General features: G+C 67.5%; 15 protein-coding genes. 3 read left to right on the forward strand and 12 right to left on the reverse strand.

Going from position 1 to position 16,792, the window contains the following annotated elements; translation table 11 throughout:
• Positions 1 to 9: 9 nt before the first annotated feature.
• From A8G15_RS21350 to A8G15_RS21385, 8 genes are all read right to left on the reverse strand, one after another.
• Positions 10 to 1,239, reverse strand: coding sequence for an Nramp family divalent metal transporter (locus A8G15_RS21350; protein ID WP_068164200.1), 1,230 nt, complete (start codon positions 1,237 to 1,239; stop codon positions 10 to 12).
• Positions 1,236 to 1,610, reverse strand: a complete 375-nt coding sequence (locus A8G15_RS31970; protein WP_068164201.1) for a DUF5313 family protein — start codon at positions 1,608 to 1,610, stop codon at positions 1,236 to 1,238. Before A8G15_RS31970 ends, A8G15_RS21350 begins: the two co-directional genes overlap by 4 nt.
• Before the next feature lie 18 nt (positions 1,611 to 1,628).
• On the reverse strand, positions 1,629 to 3,470 hold the full coding sequence (locus A8G15_RS21360; RefSeq protein ID WP_068164202.1) for an AMP-dependent synthetase/ligase: 1,842 nt from the start codon (positions 3,468 to 3,470) through the stop codon (positions 1,629 to 1,631).
• Between the two features lie 88 nt (positions 3,471 to 3,558).
• Positions 3,559 to 4,857 carry an MFS transporter gene (locus tag A8G15_RS21365; RefSeq protein ID WP_425415114.1) on the reverse strand — a complete coding sequence of 433 codons (1,299 nt, stop codon included), beginning with the start codon at positions 4,855 to 4,857 and terminating at the stop codon, positions 3,559 to 3,561.
• A 197-nt stretch (positions 4,858 to 5,054) separates the two neighbouring features.
• Positions 5,055 to 6,197 (reverse strand): amidohydrolase family protein, encoded by a 1,143-nt coding sequence (locus A8G15_RS21370; RefSeq protein ID WP_082900061.1) that lies wholly within the window; start codon positions 6,195 to 6,197, stop codon positions 5,055 to 5,057.
• A 57-nt stretch (positions 6,198 to 6,254) separates the two neighbouring features.
• Positions 6,255 to 7,265 carry a VOC family protein gene (locus tag A8G15_RS21375; RefSeq protein ID WP_068164204.1) on the reverse strand — a complete coding sequence of 337 codons (1,011 nt, stop codon included), beginning with the start codon at positions 7,263 to 7,265 and terminating at the stop codon, positions 6,255 to 6,257.
• On the reverse strand, positions 7,265 to 8,125 hold the full coding sequence (locus tag A8G15_RS21380; protein ID WP_068164205.1) for an alpha/beta fold hydrolase: 861 nt from the start codon (positions 8,123 to 8,125) through the stop codon (positions 7,265 to 7,267). Before A8G15_RS21380 ends, A8G15_RS21375 begins: the two co-directional genes overlap by 1 nt.
• Positions 8,122 to 9,717: a bifunctional 3-(3-hydroxy-phenyl)propionate/3-hydroxycinnamic acid hydroxylase gene (locus A8G15_RS21385; RefSeq protein ID WP_068164206.1), complete on the reverse strand. Its 1,596-nt coding sequence runs from the start codon at positions 9,715 to 9,717 to the stop codon at positions 8,122 to 8,124. The genes A8G15_RS21380 and A8G15_RS21385 overlap by 4 nt, the downstream gene beginning before the upstream one ends.
• A 151-nt stretch (positions 9,718 to 9,868) precedes the next feature.
• On the opposite strand from A8G15_RS21385, the gene A8G15_RS21390 reads away from it, so the two are divergent.
• Both A8G15_RS21390 and A8G15_RS21395 read left to right on the forward strand, forming a co-directional pair.
• On the forward strand, positions 9,869 to 10,495 hold the full coding sequence (locus A8G15_RS21390) for a TetR/AcrR family transcriptional regulator (RefSeq protein WP_068164207.1): 627 nt from the start codon (positions 9,869 to 9,871) through the stop codon (positions 10,493 to 10,495).
• A gap of 208 nt (positions 10,496 to 10,703) precedes the next feature.
• Positions 10,704 to 11,147 (forward strand): hypothetical protein, encoded by a 444-nt coding sequence (locus A8G15_RS21395; protein ID WP_156665504.1) that lies wholly within the window; start codon positions 10,704 to 10,706, stop codon positions 11,145 to 11,147.
• A 70-nt stretch (positions 11,148 to 11,217) separates the two neighbouring features.
• Here the strand turns inward: A8G15_RS21395 and A8G15_RS21400 are convergent, their stop codons facing one another.
• From A8G15_RS21400 to A8G15_RS21415, 4 genes are read right to left on the reverse strand one after another with little or no spacing between them, the layout of a single operon-like run.
• Positions 11,218 to 11,940 carry an ABC transporter ATP-binding protein gene (locus A8G15_RS21400; RefSeq protein ID WP_068164209.1) on the reverse strand — a complete coding sequence of 241 codons (723 nt, stop codon included), beginning with the start codon at positions 11,938 to 11,940 and terminating at the stop codon, positions 11,218 to 11,220.
• On the reverse strand, positions 11,916 to 12,818 hold the full coding sequence (locus tag A8G15_RS21405; protein WP_068164210.1) for an ABC transporter permease: 903 nt from the start codon (positions 12,816 to 12,818) through the stop codon (positions 11,916 to 11,918). The genes A8G15_RS21400 and A8G15_RS21405 overlap by 25 nt, the downstream gene beginning before the upstream one ends.
• Positions 12,819 to 12,844: 26 nt before the next feature.
• Entirely contained in the window at positions 12,845 to 14,194 is a 1,350-nt protein-coding gene (locus tag A8G15_RS21410; protein ID WP_068164211.1) for an LLM class flavin-dependent oxidoreductase, read from the reverse strand.
• Positions 14,195 to 14,208: 14 nt separating this feature from the next.
• On the reverse strand, positions 14,209 to 15,264 hold the full coding sequence (locus tag A8G15_RS21415; protein ID WP_068164212.1) for an ABC transporter substrate-binding protein: 1,056 nt from the start codon (positions 15,262 to 15,264) through the stop codon (positions 14,209 to 14,211).
• A 335-nt stretch (positions 15,265 to 15,599) separates the two neighbouring features.
• On the opposite strand from A8G15_RS21415, the gene A8G15_RS21420 reads away from it, so the two are divergent.
• Positions 15,600 to 16,631, forward strand: coding sequence for a GAF domain-containing protein (locus A8G15_RS21420; protein ID WP_068164213.1), 1,032 nt, complete (start codon positions 15,600 to 15,602; stop codon positions 16,629 to 16,631).
• The last annotated feature ends 161 nt before the right edge of the window (positions 16,632 to 16,792 follow it).

A 16,792-nucleotide genomic window follows, 5' to 3' on the forward strand; every position in this document is an offset into this window, starting at 1 on the left:
CGGTGATGCTCAGCCGGTGAAGGTCAGCCACAGCAGCGCCGCGTTCAGCGCGACGATCAGACCCACCGTCAGCCAGGCCGCACCACTCGTCGCGGCGCGATTGCGCTGCCCGCCCATCAACACCGGATCCGAACTGATCCGCACCAGCGGCACCAGTGCGAACGGGATGCACATGCTCAGCACCACCTGACTGAGCACCAACGCGAACGTCGGATCGACACCCACCGCGAGCAGGATCAGTGCGGGCACCATCACGATCACGCGGCGCAGGATCGGCCGGATCCGGATGTGCAGCAGGCCCGCCATGATCTCGGCGCCGGCCGCCGATCCGACCGCTGTCGACGCCAGGCCGGAGGCGAGCAGACCGATCGCGAAGACCACGCCGATAGTCGGGCCGAGGGAATCGGTGATCGCCGCGTGCGCGCCCTCGATGCTGTCGGTGCCGTCCCGGCCGCGCAGCGCCGACGCGGCGAGCAGCAGCATGCCGATGTTGACGGTGCCCGCCACGAGCAGGCCACCCATCACGTCCCAGCGGGTCGCCCGCATCACCCGGTCCAGACGCGGGCCGGGCTCGACCTTGCCGTGCCGGGCGCGGGCGAGCGCCGAATGCAGGTAGATCGCGTGCGGCATCACCGTCGCGCCGAGCATCGACGCAGCCAGCAGGACCGTCTCGGTCCCCTCGAAACGTGGCACCAGGCCGGCCGTGGCGTCGGTGAACGACACATCCGTGAACGCCAGGCCGGCCAGGAATCCGACGGTGATGATCGCCAGCAGCGAGACCACCACGAATTCGAAGGAACGCTGGCCGCGCCGGTCCTGCACCGACAGGATCGTGATGGACACGGCACCGGTGATCAGTCCACCGACGAACAGCGGCAGACCGAACAGCAGGTGCAGAGCGAGGGCGCCACCGATCACCTCCGCGATGTCGGTGGCGATCGCCATCACCTCGGCCTGAACCCAGAACGCGCGACGCGTCGGGGTACGCAGCCGGGTACCCAGCAGTTCCGGCAGCGAACGGCCGGTGACCACACCGATCTTCGCGGACAGGTACTGCACGAGGATCGCCATGGCATTGGCGACCACCAGCACCCACAGCAGCAGATATCCGTAGCGGGCACCGGCGGTCAGGTTCGCCGCGACATTGCCGGGATCGACGTAGGCGACGGCCGCCACGAAGGCGGGACCCAGCAGCAGGAAGAGGCGCGGTGTGTGCGTCGGCGAGTGGGTCGTGCTCACCGACCGTGTCGGCGTTCGTACTCGGCGCGTTCGACGTCCGCGCGCGCCCGCTCCTTCGACCCGAGCAGATCCGGGTCCAGGCCGTGCTGCTGCAACCGGTGTCGCTGCCAGATCGGCCGCAGCGCGACCGCGAAGTAGATCCACGGGAGGAACAGCAGCAGCATCATGGCGACCGGAATCCACACCGGACCCGGAATCAACAGGAACAGCAACAGGAACGGGATGATCGGGGTGATCCAGCGCACCAGGTAGCGGCGCGTCGCCCCGGGGCCGAGCACGTCGTTGCGGACCCATTCCTGCATGTCGGCGGGCAGCCGACGACCGAACACGTACCCGAGGAGTTGGAAGAAATTCGGTCGTGCGCTACTCATGTGGACCAGGATAGTGGCCTATCCGTACAGGCCGGAGATGCTGTCCGCGAAGTTGGTGACCACCACCTTGCGCCGCAACTTCATGCTCGGGGTCAGATCCCCCGCCTCGACCGTCAGTTCCCGCTCCAGGATCGTGAACTTCTTGACCTGTTCCCACCGGTTGAGCTGGGCGTTGAGTTCGTCGACGTAGGCGGCGATCAGCGACTCGGTCTTCTCGTGCCGCGCGATCTCCGCGAACGACTGCCCGTCGAGGTCGTTCTTGACCGCCCATTCGCCGATCGCCTCGGCATCGAGCCCGATGAGTGCCACACAGTACGGTTTGCCCTCGCCGTGCACGACGATCTCGGCCGCGTACGGACAGATGCCCTTGAACGTCGCCGCGACCGCGGACGGTGCGACGTACTTGCCCTGCGACGTCTTGAACATGTCCTTCTTGCGGTCGGTGATGCGCAGGAAACCATCGTCGTCGATCGATCCGATGTCGCCGGTGTGGAACCAGCCGGCGTCGTCGAACGCTTCGGCGTCCGCATCGGGACGGTCGTGGTAGCCGCTCATCACGCCCGGGCCCTTGATGAGGATCTCGCCGTCCTCGGCGATCTCCACCTCGGTGCCGGGGAACGGCCAGCCGACGGTTCCGAACCGGTATGCGCCCGGGCGGTTGAGGAACGACGCGGCGGACGTCTCCGACAGGCCGTAGCCCTCGAGAACCTTGATGCCGACCGCGTCGAACCACTGCGCGACGTCGTGGTCGAGCGGGGCCGAGCCGGAGACGAAGAAGCGCAACCGGCCGCCGAAGCGTTCCCGGATGGTCGAGAAGACGAGCTTGTCGGCGAGCTTGTACTGCACCGAATCCAACGGCGACGGCGATCGTCCGGCCTGGCGGGCCTTCGACACCCGCAGCCCGACACCGATCGCCCAGTCGAAGATCTTCTTCTTGGCGCCGCCCTCTTCCTCCATCATTCCGTTGATGCGGGCGTGGGCCTTCTCGAAGATCCGCGGCGCGGCACCCATGAACGTCGGCCGAACCACCGCGAGGTTCTCGACGATCTTGTCGACGCGGCCGTCCACGACGGTCGGGAACCCGATCTGGATCGGCACGGAGAGCAGCACCTTGCCGAAGACATGAGACAGCGGCAGCCACAGATACTGAAGGTCGTCGGGATGCAGGATGCCCAGCGCGTCGACCGCGGACGCGGTGTACGTCCACGCCGAATGCGGCAGCCGGACGCCCTTCGGTTTGCCGGTGGTCCCGGACGTGTAGATGAGCGTCGCCAGATGCTCGGGCCTGATGCCGTGGATGCGATCGAGTACGGCACTGTGCTGCTCCTCGAGCAGTTTCCGGCCGAGGTCTTCGAGTTCGGACAGGCCGATCACCCAGTCGCCGTCACCCGGCCCGTCGATGACCACCACCTTGCGCACGTCGGGCAGCTCGTTGCGGTGCGCGGCGAGCTTGCCGACCTGCTCCTGGTCCTCCGCGATGACCACGCGGCTGCCGGAGTTCGCGACGATGAACGCCACGTCGGTGGCGTTCGTCGTCGGGTACACCGTGGTGGTCGCGCCACCGGCGCACATCGTGCCGAAGTCGGCGAGCACCCATTCGTACCGGGTCGACGACGCGAGCGCGACCCGATCCTCCGGCTCGATTCCCAGGGCGATCAGGCCACCGGCGATGAGACGCACGCGGTCGCCGGTCTGTTCCCACGTGACACTCGCCCAGCCGCCCGTTCCGTCCGGGAAGCGGAACGCCTCGTCGTCCGGGTTGCTGGTGACGCGGTCGACGAACAGTCGGGCCAGAGAGGGGGACCGGTGCTCGATCTTGGAGAAGTCGACGGGCTCGTCGGATTTCCTCAGGTCAGCCATGCGCTCAAGTCTAGAAACCCGGGTTCGGCCTCGTCCCCGCTTCCGTCAACCCGGTCCGCGCGGCGGGCACACGGTCGCGCGCTGCAGGTCACGCGCGGCTGTCTGTTCGTTCGGCGGGTGTTGCCGGATCGCGGCCGATGGCGAGTGCCATGAACGCGGCGACCGCGCACAGAGCGCCGGCGACGTAGAAGGCGGCGTCGTAACCGCCGAGCCGGTCGCGCACGAGCCCCGCCAGGAACGCCACGAGACCGGCGCCGATCTGGTGCGAGGCCAGCACCCAGCCGAACACGATCGGTGCATCCGGTCCGAAGTGCCGCCGGCACAGCGCCACCGTGGGCGGGACCGTCGCGACCCAGTCGAGACCGTAGAAGACGATGAACGCGATCATCGGCGGGTGCACGGTGTTCGCGAACAGCAGCGGCAGCACCAGCAGCGAGATGCCGCGCAGCAGGTAGTAGATGCCGAGCAGGCGGCGCGCGTCGAACCGGTCGGTGAACCAGCCGGACGCGATGGTGCCGACGACGTCGAAGATGCCGATCACCGCGAGCAGGCTCGCCGCGGCGGTCATGGGCATGCCGTGGTCGTGGGCTGCGGGCACGAAGTGCGTGCCGACGAGTCCGTTGGTGCTGGCACCACAGATCGCGAATGTGCCTGCAAGAAGCCAGAAGACGCGGGTGCGTGCGGCGGCCGCGAGGACACGCAGGGCGCGCAGTCCGGCGTTGCCGGTGCTCGGTTCGGCGGGCCGGTGGTCGGGTCCGGCGCCGTAGGGGACGGTGCCCACGTCCTCGGGACGCTCGCGCAGGAACAGCATCACGAGCGGTACGACGGCCAGCGACGCGAACGCCACCGTCAACGCGACCGCCTGCCAGTTGTACTTCTCGGCGAGCAGCGCCAACACCGGAAGGAACACGAGCTGACCGGCCGCGCTCGCGGCGGTGAGGATGCCGGTGACCAGGCCGCGCCGGGCGACGAACCAGCGGTCGGTGACGGTCGCGACGAACGCGAGGGCCATCGAGCCGGTGCCGAGCCCGACCAGCACGCCCCACAGCAGGATCAGCTGCCACGTCGCGGTCATGAACACCGTCAGCCCGCTGCCGGCGGCGACGAGCCCGAGCGCGGCGGTGACGACCGTGCGCATCCCGAAGCGTTCCATGAGGGCCGCCGCGAACGGAGCGGTGAGCCCGTAGAGCACCAGGTTGATGGACACGGCCGCCGAGATGCTCGCCCGTGACCAGCCGAAATCCTCGTGTAGGGGTTCGATGAGAACGGACGGCGCCGCACGGAACGCGGCGGCTCCGACGAGCGCGAGGAACGCGACTGTCGCGACCACCCAGGCGAAGTGGATCCGGTGGGTGGTCGGGCGCGGGGCGGCGGTCTCGATCGTCACGCCGATCATTGTCGCTGCTACCGATCTTCCGCGTGAGTGGCGGAAACGACATGTATCGTCCGAATCCTGCCAATCCCATCCCCCGTCTCCGGGTGTCTCCAGAGGACAGGTGAGGGGCAGCGTCCGGATCCGGAAATGTCCGTGTGCGTGATCGTCGAGGAGACTCGAGGTGTCAGGGGTTCACAGGGTCTGGGGAATCACAGGGGCGCCACGACCGATGCCAGGCGTGGAAGCTCCCGAAGGCTGTTGTCGCGTTCGATCCTGATGCGGGCAGAGACGTCGAATGTTTCGCTCAGCTCCGGTTGCGGATCGCCGGAGCCGGACAGCGCCAGAGCGCTGAACGGCCAGTCGCTGCCGAACACGATGTGATCGAGTTCGGTGACGGCGAGGACGCTACGCATCGCCGACGGAGCCGGGCTCAGAGCGGTGTCGTAGAAGAAGCCGCGGATGTGGCGCGAAACATCGAGCGCAGAGGGGCGCGGCACGGCATCGGGCCACTTCTCGCCGATGGGCGTCCGGGACACGATGCCCAGGCGATACGCCAGGAACGGGACCGTGCCGCCGGCATGGGCGAGCTGGAACCGGATGTTCGGGTAGCGGGCGAGAGTGCCACCGGCGATGAGCAGGCTGGCTGCGCGGGTCGTGTCGAAGGTGAACTCCTCCAGGAAATCCGGCAGGGGCAGACTCGGCTTGGCATCGTCGGGTATCGCGGCCGGGTGCACGAAGACGTACGCGGAACGGGCGTCGAGCGCACGCATCAACGGCTCGAACCGCGGGTCACCGAGATAGGCACCGTTGTAGGCGGACAACAACACAACGCCGTCGAGCCGAAGGTGGTCGAGCGCGTGTTCCACTTCGGCGAGTGCGGCGCCGACGTCGTGCATGGGCAACACTGCGAGTCCGCCGAACCGCTCTCGGTGAGTGCGAAAAAGGTCGGCGGCGTAGGTGTTGCAGTAACGCGCCATCTCGATCGCTTCCGCGGGCGGGAGGAAATCGACACCCGGGTCGGAGACGGACAGCACCTGTGCGGCGATGCCGTAGCGGCCCATGAAGTCGAGCGTTGCCTCGGGTGACCACTGGGGCGTCGGATAGCCGCCGATCGTCAGGTGTCCGTGGGACAGCAACGCCGCGCGGTAGTCCGGCGGCAGGAAGTGAGCGTGCAGATCGATACGGTACGGCGCCGACGGGAGCGGATCGCTCTGCTGCCGCGACGGAAGTCCTGCGGCGACAGGCGTGTCGGCGAGCAGGGCACCTGCGCCTGCCGCGGCGACTGCGGTGGTGCGCAACAGTGCTCGGCGGTTGACCAATGTTCCCGGACTCTCGGTTCTCTCGGATGCCATGCGTTCTCCTGTGGACACGGGTTCCTTCGCGGATGTGAATCCGGAAGGGGTGGGCAACTATCGGCGGTCTGCGGTGCCGGTCCCGCTGAGTGCCGGGATCGTCTTCTCGGGGTGCCGCAGAGACCGCGCGGCGGTCTTGAACTGTGTGAGTTTGTCGATGATCGTCTGTCCCTCGGGGGTGTGGCCCCAGATGCTGATGCCGCGGTGCGTGGTGGGCTCCCACGTGGATTCGTCGACCACGATGGGGTTCCAGCCGACCTCCCACTCGAAACCGGACGGAGTGAGCGCATAGTAGGACAGTTCGCGGTCGTTGGTGTGCTGGCCGACTCCGAGCGCCATGCGGAAGCCGAGTTCCTTGACTCTCCGATAGGACCGGGTCATATCGTCGAGTTCGGCGACCTGGATGTTCAGGTGCTGGATGCGGGTGCGGATCGGGTCGACTGGCAGGCCGCGCACGGCCGCGACGGCCACGGAATGATGGCGTTCGTTGACGCGGAGGAAGCGGATCTTCAGTTTCACGCCGCTGATGGTTTCGTCGATGTAGTCCGACAGGCGGGCGTCGAAGACGGTGTCGTAGTAGCCCTGGATCTTGCTCGGCTGCGTCGAGGTGATCGCGACGTGTCCCATTCCCGAAGCGCCGGTGACGAATCCGTCGCTGCTCATCACCAGCGGGGCGGGAGTGAGATGAGCCCGGGTGAAGATCTCCTGATCGATGCCTTTGGGGCCGGGGAAGCGGAGCAGGCGTTCGACGCCCCGGCGGGCAGCATCCTCCTCGGTTCCCTCGGTGACGGGCACACCGCGGTCGCGCACCCGGGCCACGATCCGGTCGAACGACTCGTGATCGTCGATCTCCCAGCCGAAGGCGGTGACATCCTCGGCGTCGCCGCGCTGCAGCAGGAACCGGCATTGATGGTCGTCGAGGCGAAAACGCATGTCCCGGTTCGACAGACGATCCACATGCAGGCCGATCGCGTCGCGGCCGAAACGATGCCAGTCGGTGAACTTCTCGGTCTCGATGACGATGAAACCGAGATGAACGGCGCCGAAAAGTGATGTGGTGGCGCCCATCATGGTTTCCCGGTGAGGAAGGTGGTGGTGACGGCATTGAAGAAGCCGGCACGTTCCCATTGCACCCAATGACCGGTGTTCGCGGTCAGCAGCAGATCGCAGTTGGGCATGGTGTCGGCCAGCATCCGGCCACCGCTGGGACGGTTGACCTTGTCGTCGGCTCCCCAGATCACGAGGGTCGGGGTGGCGAGCCTGCGCAGGCGCCGGTCGCGGGTGAAGTCCATGCGCCACAAGGTGCGCAGAGCACCGGGACCGGAGGGACGACGCAGGGGTGGGTCCGCGACGACCTCCGGATCGATGCTCGATCGGTAGCGTTCGTCGATCACGTCGGCAGGGATCGCGGTGCCGTCGAACACGAGGTACTTGCGGATGAAGGTGTCGAGTTTGTCGCGCGAAGGACCGTCGCCGGTGTAGTACGACAGGAGGGACTGCAGGCCCGGGGTGGGCAGGCCGCGGGTGGTGCCGATGCCACCGGGGCCCATGAGGACCATCCTGTCGACGCGCTCGGGGGTGTCGAGCGCCATGCGCAGCGCGCAGGCACCCCCGTAGGAATTGCCCACCAGGTGGGCGCGGTCGAGTTCCAGACGGTCGAGCACGCCGCAGATGTTGTCGGCCAGACAGCCGAACGGATCGGCCCGGTCGACGCCTTTGCTCGACCGTCCGTACCCGGGAAGGTCCGGCACGATCACCCGGAAGTGGTCGGCGAGGGCGTCGATGTTGCGGGAATAGTTGGACACACCGGACGCTCCGGGGCCGCCGCCGTGCAACAGCAGCACCGGCGGGCCTTCCCCGGCCTCGGTGACGTGGATGTCCTTGCCGCCGACGGTCACGGTCCGTTCGGTCAGTGCTGCAGGGGTCATGCGAAGGTTTCCCTTTCTTCTGGAAGCTCCAGTGCGCAAGTGGGTTTCATTCCTGGCGGCGGTGGTGCGAGGCTGCCGGCTGCGCCGGCGGCCGCGTAGACGACACCGTCCGGCCGAAGTGCCAGTGCGGTGACACCCCTGTCGCGCATCCAGCGCATCAGGGAACCGTCCAGGTCGGCGATGGTGCCGGGCGCGGGGACGCCGCTCCTGGTGAGGCGCACGGCCGGCACACAAACGGTGCGCCACCCGGGCCACGAGTCCGCAGCGCCCAGGTGGACGATGGTCCACCGCCCGCCGAGTACATCGTCGAGGCGGCGGCGGTTGCCCTGCTCGTCCAGGACCCACGGCTGTGGAATCAACCAGCCGATCGGGCCCGATTCGACCGCCTTCGAGGTCGACAACAGGCCCTGTGGATAGAAGGCGTCCGGAATCCAGCGGTTGTCCCGAAGCCATTCGGCGGTACCGGGCACTCGCAGGACGGCCCGGAAGAACCGGTTCCGCACCGCCGCGAGCGCGGGGTTGCGCTGCGTGATGATCTTGCCGACCTTGACGGCCCGGTTGGTCACCTCCCGCACGTGCGGGAGGCGTTCCTGCTGGTAGGTGTCGAGAATCGACTCGGGCAGCGTGCCGCCGAGCACTGCGGTGAGTTTCCAGCACAGGTTGGCCACATCGCGTACCCCGGCGGACATGCCCTGACCGATCCACGGTGGCATCGCGTGTGCGGCGTCGCCGGCGAGGAAGATCCGGCCCACACGCCAACGATCGGCGAAGCGCACGTGGTGGCTGTACACGACCGCACGCAGGATTTTCACCTGGGTGTCGGTGACGCCCTGATCGGCCAGCACCTTCCGGATCGCTGCCTCGGCGACCAGTTCCTTCTCGTCCTCGTCGTCGCGGACGGGGAACTCCCACCGGTGATGCCCGAGCGGGGTGGGACAGTCCACGGTGGGACGAGAAGGGTTGCAGTGGAACCGCAGACGGTCGTGTCCGGGCCATTCCTCGAGCACTTTCGTGTCGATGACCACCCATCGTTCGGCGTAGGTCGTACCCTCGTAACCGATACCGAGCTGGGCGCGGGTGGGGCTCGAACCCCCATCCGCGGCGATCACATAGGACGCCCGCACTCGCCGGAACGCGTCCGCGCGCAGGTCGGCCAACATCAGCTCGGCGCCATCCGCGTCCTGCAGCACCCTCAGGCACTCGTGTTCGAGCAGAACCTCGACGTCGGGGAAGCGGTTCACCCCCTCGCGCAGCACCTTCTCGAGCGCGGGCTGATAGATGAACTGCTGGGGGTGATGCCCGGATCCGTGGGACACGGCCGCGATCTCGACGATCGGTTCGCCCGCGGCGTCGACGAACGCGACGTTCCCGCCGGGGAGCATGTCCCGGTCCAACCGGTCGGCAAGGCCGACCTGCTGCCAGATCCGCAACACTTCCTCGTCGGTCGAAATGGCGCGTGCCCGACCGTAGATATCCGGGTTCCTTTCGACGACAACAACCTTCAGTCCAGCCTGGCCGAGAAGGTTTGCGGCGGTCACGCCGGTCGGGCCGTAGCCGATCACGGCAACGTCGTAGTGCGGGATGTCGGTCACGTCGAGACCTCTCGTCAGGCAGAAAATCGGGGCCGCAGGACGGGGGGAAGGCGGCTGTCGAACCAGGAGTACTGTTCCTGTATCGATCACTACAGTAAAATGATGGGCGGAACGAGTCAATGGACTCGGCGAGCGACCCGAGGAGTGAACGGTGGCCGAGCAGAGGAAGACGCGACAACGCCGCGCGAACGGTGAGGAATCGCGCCGCCGGATCCTGGATGCCGCCGTGGAGGTGGCCACCGAGCGCGGCTACGACGGCACCAGCATTTCGCTGGTGAGCAAGAAGAGCGGCCTACCCGCCAGTTCCATCTACTGGCATTTCAAGGACAAGGACGAACTGATAGCCGCGGTGATCGAACGCAGCTTCGGGACGTGGATGGCGGGCTGGAGGGTACCCGAGGGCACCGAGCCGCTCGAGCGCATCCGGGCGGTGGCAGTGCAGGTCGCCAAGACATTGCTGGATTCTCCGGACTTCCTGCGGCTCGGCCTGATGCTGACCCTGGAGCGACGGCCGGTCGAACCGAGCGCACGCACCATGTTCCTGCAGGTGCGTGAACAAGCGCGACTGCGCTTGGCCGAAGCCGGCCGCGAACTCGCTCCCGATCTGCCCGACGACGCGCTGTCTCTGCTGGTCGTCTATGCGATGGCCGCGGCCGACGGGTTGTTCATCGCGAAGGAAATCGGTGGTGACAGCGTCGATCTTGTGGCGCTGTTCGAAATACACGCCCATTCCCTCTACGACGCCGCGCAGCGGTTGAGCGCTGCCGCGGGGAAGTGAGGCGAGCATGCGCAACGGGCCGGGCGGCCCCGACTTCTACGGCGGAAATTCGCCCGAATCGAGCCGGTTGAGCGGGTGAACCGAGATGAAACGATTTCGTGGCCGAACGAAAATCCGACGGTAGGTGTGAACCGCTCGTGGTGGGGAATCCTCCGGCATGGAACCGAATCGACGAAGTGTGAGTCCCGAGGCGCTCCACGGTGGCCGATTGCTTGCCTTCGCCGGTGACGGCGACCGGGTCACGCTGACTCAGCAGGCGGCCGCACTGGTGTACGGCCGAAGACCGGGTGAAGCGTCGTACGACGACGTGCTCGAGTGGGTGGTGAACACCGTCGCCGACGTGATCGCGGAGAAGATGGGGCCAGCCGTCGACGGCGACGTGGACGGGACCACCGGCTATGCGATCACGCTGCGAACCCCGGAGGGAGACCACCTCCCGATCGAGGATCTGCCGACACCCGAACGGTACGTGTGGCAGGCGGTCGTCGAGGCTCTCGAAGGCGACGCCCGACGCGTGCACGGCTGTCTCGAGATCGTCGAACGCGGTAGCGGGCCCGGCGAACGGGCCCGCGCGCTGATCGAGGCGGTCTGCCTGCTCGATCGCCTGCTCGACCTTCCCGCCTTGCCCGGGACATACACGGTTCCCGAGTAGGGCTTGTTCGAACGCAGCTGCGTTCCGCGGGGCAGGACGTCCTACGCCGGCCGTGTCGGCGACGAGAGTGTCACGCTGCGACCTCGACTCCCAGCGCCTCCAGCAGCTTGCGCCGGTATTCGGCCGTCTCCACAACCCGCGAGGCGCGCGGGTGGGGGAGGTCGATGTCGAGTTCCACCGAGAGCTCGCCGTGGTCGAGCACGATGACCCGGTCGGCGAGGGCGATGGCCTCGTCGACGTCGTGGGTCACCAGCAGCACGGCCGGCTTGTGGGCGGCGCAGAGTTCCTGGAGCAGTGCGTGCATGCGGATCTTCGTCAGCGCGTCGAGTGCGCCGAACGGTTCGTCGGCGAGCAGCAGTTCGGGCTCCCGCACGAGCGACCGGGCGAGCGAAACACGCTGCTGCTCACCGCCGGAAAGTTCGCTCGGCCATGCCGTCTCACGCCCGGCGAGGCCGACCTCGCCGAGTGCCTTGGTGCCGCGTTCCACCGCGTCGGAGCCCTCGAGGCCGAGGATCACGTTGTCGAGCACCCGGGCCCACGGCAGCAGCCGCGAATCCTGGAAGACGACGGCGCGGCGCTCGGGCACGTCGATCGTCCCCGATCCCGGGACGCCGTGGTCGAGTTCGGCGAGGGCACGCAGCAGGGTGCTCTTGCCGGACCCGCTGCGCCCGAGGAGGGCGACGAATTCGCCGGCGCGGATCTGGAGGTCGATGTTCCGCAGGACCGCGCGACCGTCGAACCCGCGGCTGAGGTTCGAGGTGCGGACCGTCAGCTTCCGATCGTCCTGCGCCATGACAACGCCTTCCTTTCCACTGTGCGGACCGCGAGGTCGCTGCCGAACCCGAGGATCGCGTAGACCACCAGGCCGACGATGATGATGTCGGTGAGCCCGTAGTTGCGGGCCTGGAACATGAGGAACCCGATGCCACTCGTCGCGTTGACCTGCTCGACGACGACCAGCGCCAGCCACGCCACCGTGACCGCCATGCGCAGGCCGGTGAAGAATCCGGGCAGGGCTCCCGGCAGTGCGACGCGCCGGATGAACTGTGCGCGAGACAGATTCAGCGTCTCGGCGAGTTCGACATAGCGGGAGTCGATGCCGCGCAGCGCCGCATACGTGTTGATGTAGATCGGGACGAACACCGACAGTGCGATGAGCAGGATCTTCATCTCCTCACCGATGCCGAACCAGAGGATCGCGAGCGGCATCAGCGCGAGGGTCGGGATCGACCGTTTGATCTGGACAGGACCGTCGACGAGCGCCTCGCCGATCCGGGACAGGCCGGAGATCAGCGCGAGGACGACACCGAGGACCACGCCGATGACGCCACCGATCACCGCGCGCTGCACGGACGTCCACAGATTGCTCGGCAGGCGGCCGTCCTGGATCAGGTCCCAGCCGGTGGTCACGACCGTCCACGGGGCCGACAGCGTCTTCGGGTCGAGTGTCCCGGTGGCCGACGCCACGGTCCAGACCGCCAGCAGCAGAACGGGTCCGATCGCCAGGCCGAACCTGATCGGCTTGCCGGGCGCGAGGCGACTGCGGGTGGTGCGGGGTTGCAGATCCGGCCCGCCGGACCGTTCGGGTTTCCGGTCGGTGTCGGTGTCGGTGTCGGCGTCGCCGGCCAGGCCGCTGCCGAAACGCCGGGTTCGGACGACCGAGGTGCTCATCGACCTTGTCCTTTCGTCGGTTCCGGTCAGACGCCGGCGGGGTCGAGTGCGCGCGCGTACTGGCTCGCCGGACGCGGCAGGCCGTAGTGGTCGCGCAGGGTCGTGCCGGTGTACTCGGTGCGGAACAGGCCGCGCTCCTGCAGGATCGGCACCACCGACGAGGTGAACGCCTCGAGACCCTGCGGGTACTGCGGCGGCATGATGTTGAAACCGTCCGCGGCGCCCCCGCGGAACCACTGTTCGATGGTGTCGGCGATCTGAACGGCGGTACCGGCGACGACGTTGTGCCCGCGCGCCCCGGCGAGCTTGTGCAGCAGCTGACGCAGAGTCGGCTGTTCTCTCTCGACGATCTTCGCGAACACCAGCCGGCGGCTGTTGTTGTTGTCGGTGATGTCACCGGATCCGGCGAACAGTTCGGCGGGAACCGGGGCGTCGAGATCGAGCTCGGTGACGTCGATCCGCCCCATCTTCGAGAGCTGGCCGAGTCCGTATTCGACGATCGTGAGTTCGTTGAACTCGCGATGCAGGTCTTGTGCCTGAGCCTCGGTCGCGCCGATGAACGGGCTCAGACCGGGAAGGATCTTGACGTGCTCAGGATTGCGGCCGAAGTCTGTTGCGCGCGATTTGATGTCGCCGTAGAACGCCTGGGCGTCCTCGATTCGCTGATGGGCGGTGAAGATGGCCTCGGCGTACTGTGCTGCGAAGTCGCGCCCGTCGTTCGACGATCCGGCCTGCACCAGCACCGGCCGCCCCTGCGGCGAGCGGGCCGAATTGAATGGGCCACGGACGCTGAGGTATTCACCCTCCACGTCGATGCGATGGATCTTGCTCGGGTCGGCGTAGACGCCGGCCGCCTTGTCGATGACGACGGCGTCGTCCTCCCACGAGTCCCACAGCTTGACCGCGGCGTCGACGAACTCGCGGGCGCGGGCGTATCGCTGTTGCACATCGGGATGGTCGGTGAGGCCGAAGTTCGCCGCCGCCGCGTCGGTCGCGGTGGTGACGATGTTCCATGCGGCCCGGCCACCCGAGATGTGGTCGAGTGAGGAGAACAGGCGCGCGAGGTTGTAGGGCTCGTAGTAGGTGGTCGACGCGGTGGCGATCAGACCGAGATGCGTGGTGGCCGTCGCCATTGCGACGAGTGTGGTGATCGGCTCGAGCCCGTAGTCGGGTCGGTACTCGACCTCGGTGCGCAACGCGGGACCGTCGGCGAAGAACGCGGCGTCGAGCTTGGCGGCCTCGGCGGTGCGGGCCAGATCCTGGTAGTAGCGCACGTCGTAGATGCGTTCGGGAGTGCTGTCGGGATGGCGCCACGACGCTTCGTGGTGACCGGTCGGGTAGATGAAGGCGTTGAGGTTGAGCTGACGGTTCGTCATGAATTTTCCTCGATTCAGGGTCGGTCGTGGCCGGCGCCGATGTCGGCGACCGTGGTGGCGATGACCTCGTCGAATCGGAGGTCGAAGGCGTCGGCCGCCTCGACGGGCCGGGGCAGTTCGCCTGCCGCGTCGATCACGTCGACGATGTGCTGCTCGGTCGCGACCAGGTTCTCGTCCAGTCGCGGAAAGGTGGTCTTGCCCGCCGCATCGAGGATGCGGGCACCGTCGGCTGCGGTCAGACCCTGGCTGGTGACGAAGTACGCGTCGATCCAGGCGTCACGGTTGTCGTTGATCCAGTCCTGTGCCCGCACGTAGGAGGCAACGTAGGAGCGGATCGCCGCGGCGGTCGCCGGGTCGGACAGGGCGCGCTTGCTCGAGTACAGGTAGGACAGACCGTCGCTGAGGTCGGCCGTCTCGGCGCGCGAGAGCGCGGTGGCGCCCGGGTTCTGCATGTAACGGGAGAACACCGGCTCGCTCATCGGCGCGGCGTCGATCTGGTTCGAGCGCAACGCGTCCGGGAAGTCGGGCAGCGCCATCGGGGTGAGCTGTACGTCGTCGACGGACAATCCGGCCTTGTCCAGTGCCCGCAGCACGAACGCCTGCTGGGAAGTGCCTTCGGCGTAGCCGATGCGGCGTCCCTTCAGGTCGGCCAGCGACCCGATGTCGGATGCGCCCGGAGCGATCCCCAGGTTGAGGCCGTTGTCGGTCTGGAGCGCGGCGACCACCTGCACGTCGTCATCGGCGACGAGCGATTGGACGGCCATGATCTCGCCGGCCCATGCCACGTCGACCGCGTCGGCGCGGAACGCCTCCAGGATGGACGGTGCCCCCTGGAAGGTCGCGAATTCTGTTTCGAACAGCAGGCTTTCGAGCTGACCGGACGCTTCGAGTGCGACCTGCTGACGCTCGCCCTGGTCCGCGACGACGAGCTTGGTGCCGACGGGGACCTCGGTCGGCAACGGTCCGTCCAGAGACGGCGACTCGCCGGAGGAACCGGATCCACAGGCGGTGACCGCGGTCAGGACGAGCGCGACTGCGGCCGTGAATCCGGCGCGACGGAGGCGAGACATGCGAAGCCTTCTCTTTCGGACGATCGACGGTGACGGCCGGACGGAGAAGAACCGGCCCGTGATCATCTTGGGGAAGGGATCGCCAGCAGAACAGAATTATCGTCAGCGTGATCGAAAGGGGTGTGTGGTCCGCGACGGTGCCCCCGGCTCGGGTGCAGATCCCGGTCGGGTACGAGTACAGGTTCGAGCCCGAGGCGATCGGACTCGAACCCCGTGGGCTTCGGGCGGACCTCACTCGGGTCTCCCGCTAAACAGGGCAACCGGTATCTTCTTCGACTGGGCGACGAACGCCCGATCGACGCGGAGAACCGGATGGGGGCAGGGACGGGAGGACGATGCTCAACCAGTGGCATCTCGTGGAGACGCTCATCGACGACGAGATGTCGGTCGTCGGCTGCGGCGGTGCGCTGCGGGATTGGTCGTCGGTGAACCGGCACGTGCAGCCGGCTCCCGACATCCGGATTCTCCCCGTGATCCGTGAGGTCTGCCGGAGCCGCCGCCCCGTCGCGATCGACCTGCGCTCCCGGACGGGCTCGCGCCGGACCTTCCATGTCGACACGGTCCCGGTGCTCGGTCCCGGCGGGGACGTGCACGGCGTTCAGGTGTGGGTCGGTGATCCGGGGCGATCACCGAGTCCCCCGCGCACCGTCTCGGGCATCGCATGGCACCTCGACCGGATGGTGATCGCGCAGACGGTCGAGGCATCGATGATGTCCGGTGTCCTGCCGCAGGATCATGTCCCGGAGCGCACGCCCGCCGAGTACATCGCGAAGGCCGTGAAGTTCGACGAGTCGGCCTCGCTGTTCGAGCTGGCCCTGGATCCGGTGCACGGCCGGAGATGGGCTGCGCCGATGTCGGTCCTGCACGCCGATGGGCGGGTGATGCGGTGGCACTGCTGGGGCAAAGGGCGCACCGACACCGGGAACGTGGGCGTCCGCTTTCTCTGGCACGACGTGACCGACGTTGCGGCGCCGGAGGTTCCGACGTTGCGGGAACTCGGGATGCAGGAAGTGCTGCGCACGGCCGGGGTGTACACCGGCGTCTTCGTTGCCGATCCGGCCGTGCTCGCGATGTGGCTGCCCGACGCCCCGCCCTGGGTTGAATGGCGGAACATCAAGGGTGGCAACGATATCCTCCATCCCGATGACAGGCATGTGCTGGCCGACGCCATCGCGGTGTTCCGGTCGGAGCGGCCCGCTCCTCGCACTGCGTGGGCACGGTTGCGGTCCGCATCGGGGTGGCGGACCGCGGAACTGCTGATAGGGCCGTACCCGGGCAGCCTGGGCGACAGACTGGTCCTCGTGCAGATCTCGCTTCCGGGCGGTCAACGCGAAGGCATGCGGGGCGCTCACCGAGGTGATCCTTGAATCGTTCCGCTTTCGCCCTCCCTGGTCGGAAGGAACTCCGAGGGCTGATCTGGTAGATTCTCAGAGCATCCCCAGCCGGGGTTCCCTGAGGCTTGTCGCGTCGGCCCCGGATGCAGCACAGTTCTTTTCGGCCGCCCTCGCGCATGTCTGCGCGGGGGCGG

It is taken from the genome of Rhodococcus phenolicus (assembly GCF_001646785.1).
GTDB classification, from domain to species: domain Bacteria; phylum Actinomycetota; class Actinomycetes; order Mycobacteriales; family Mycobacteriaceae; genus Rhodococcus; species Rhodococcus phenolicus.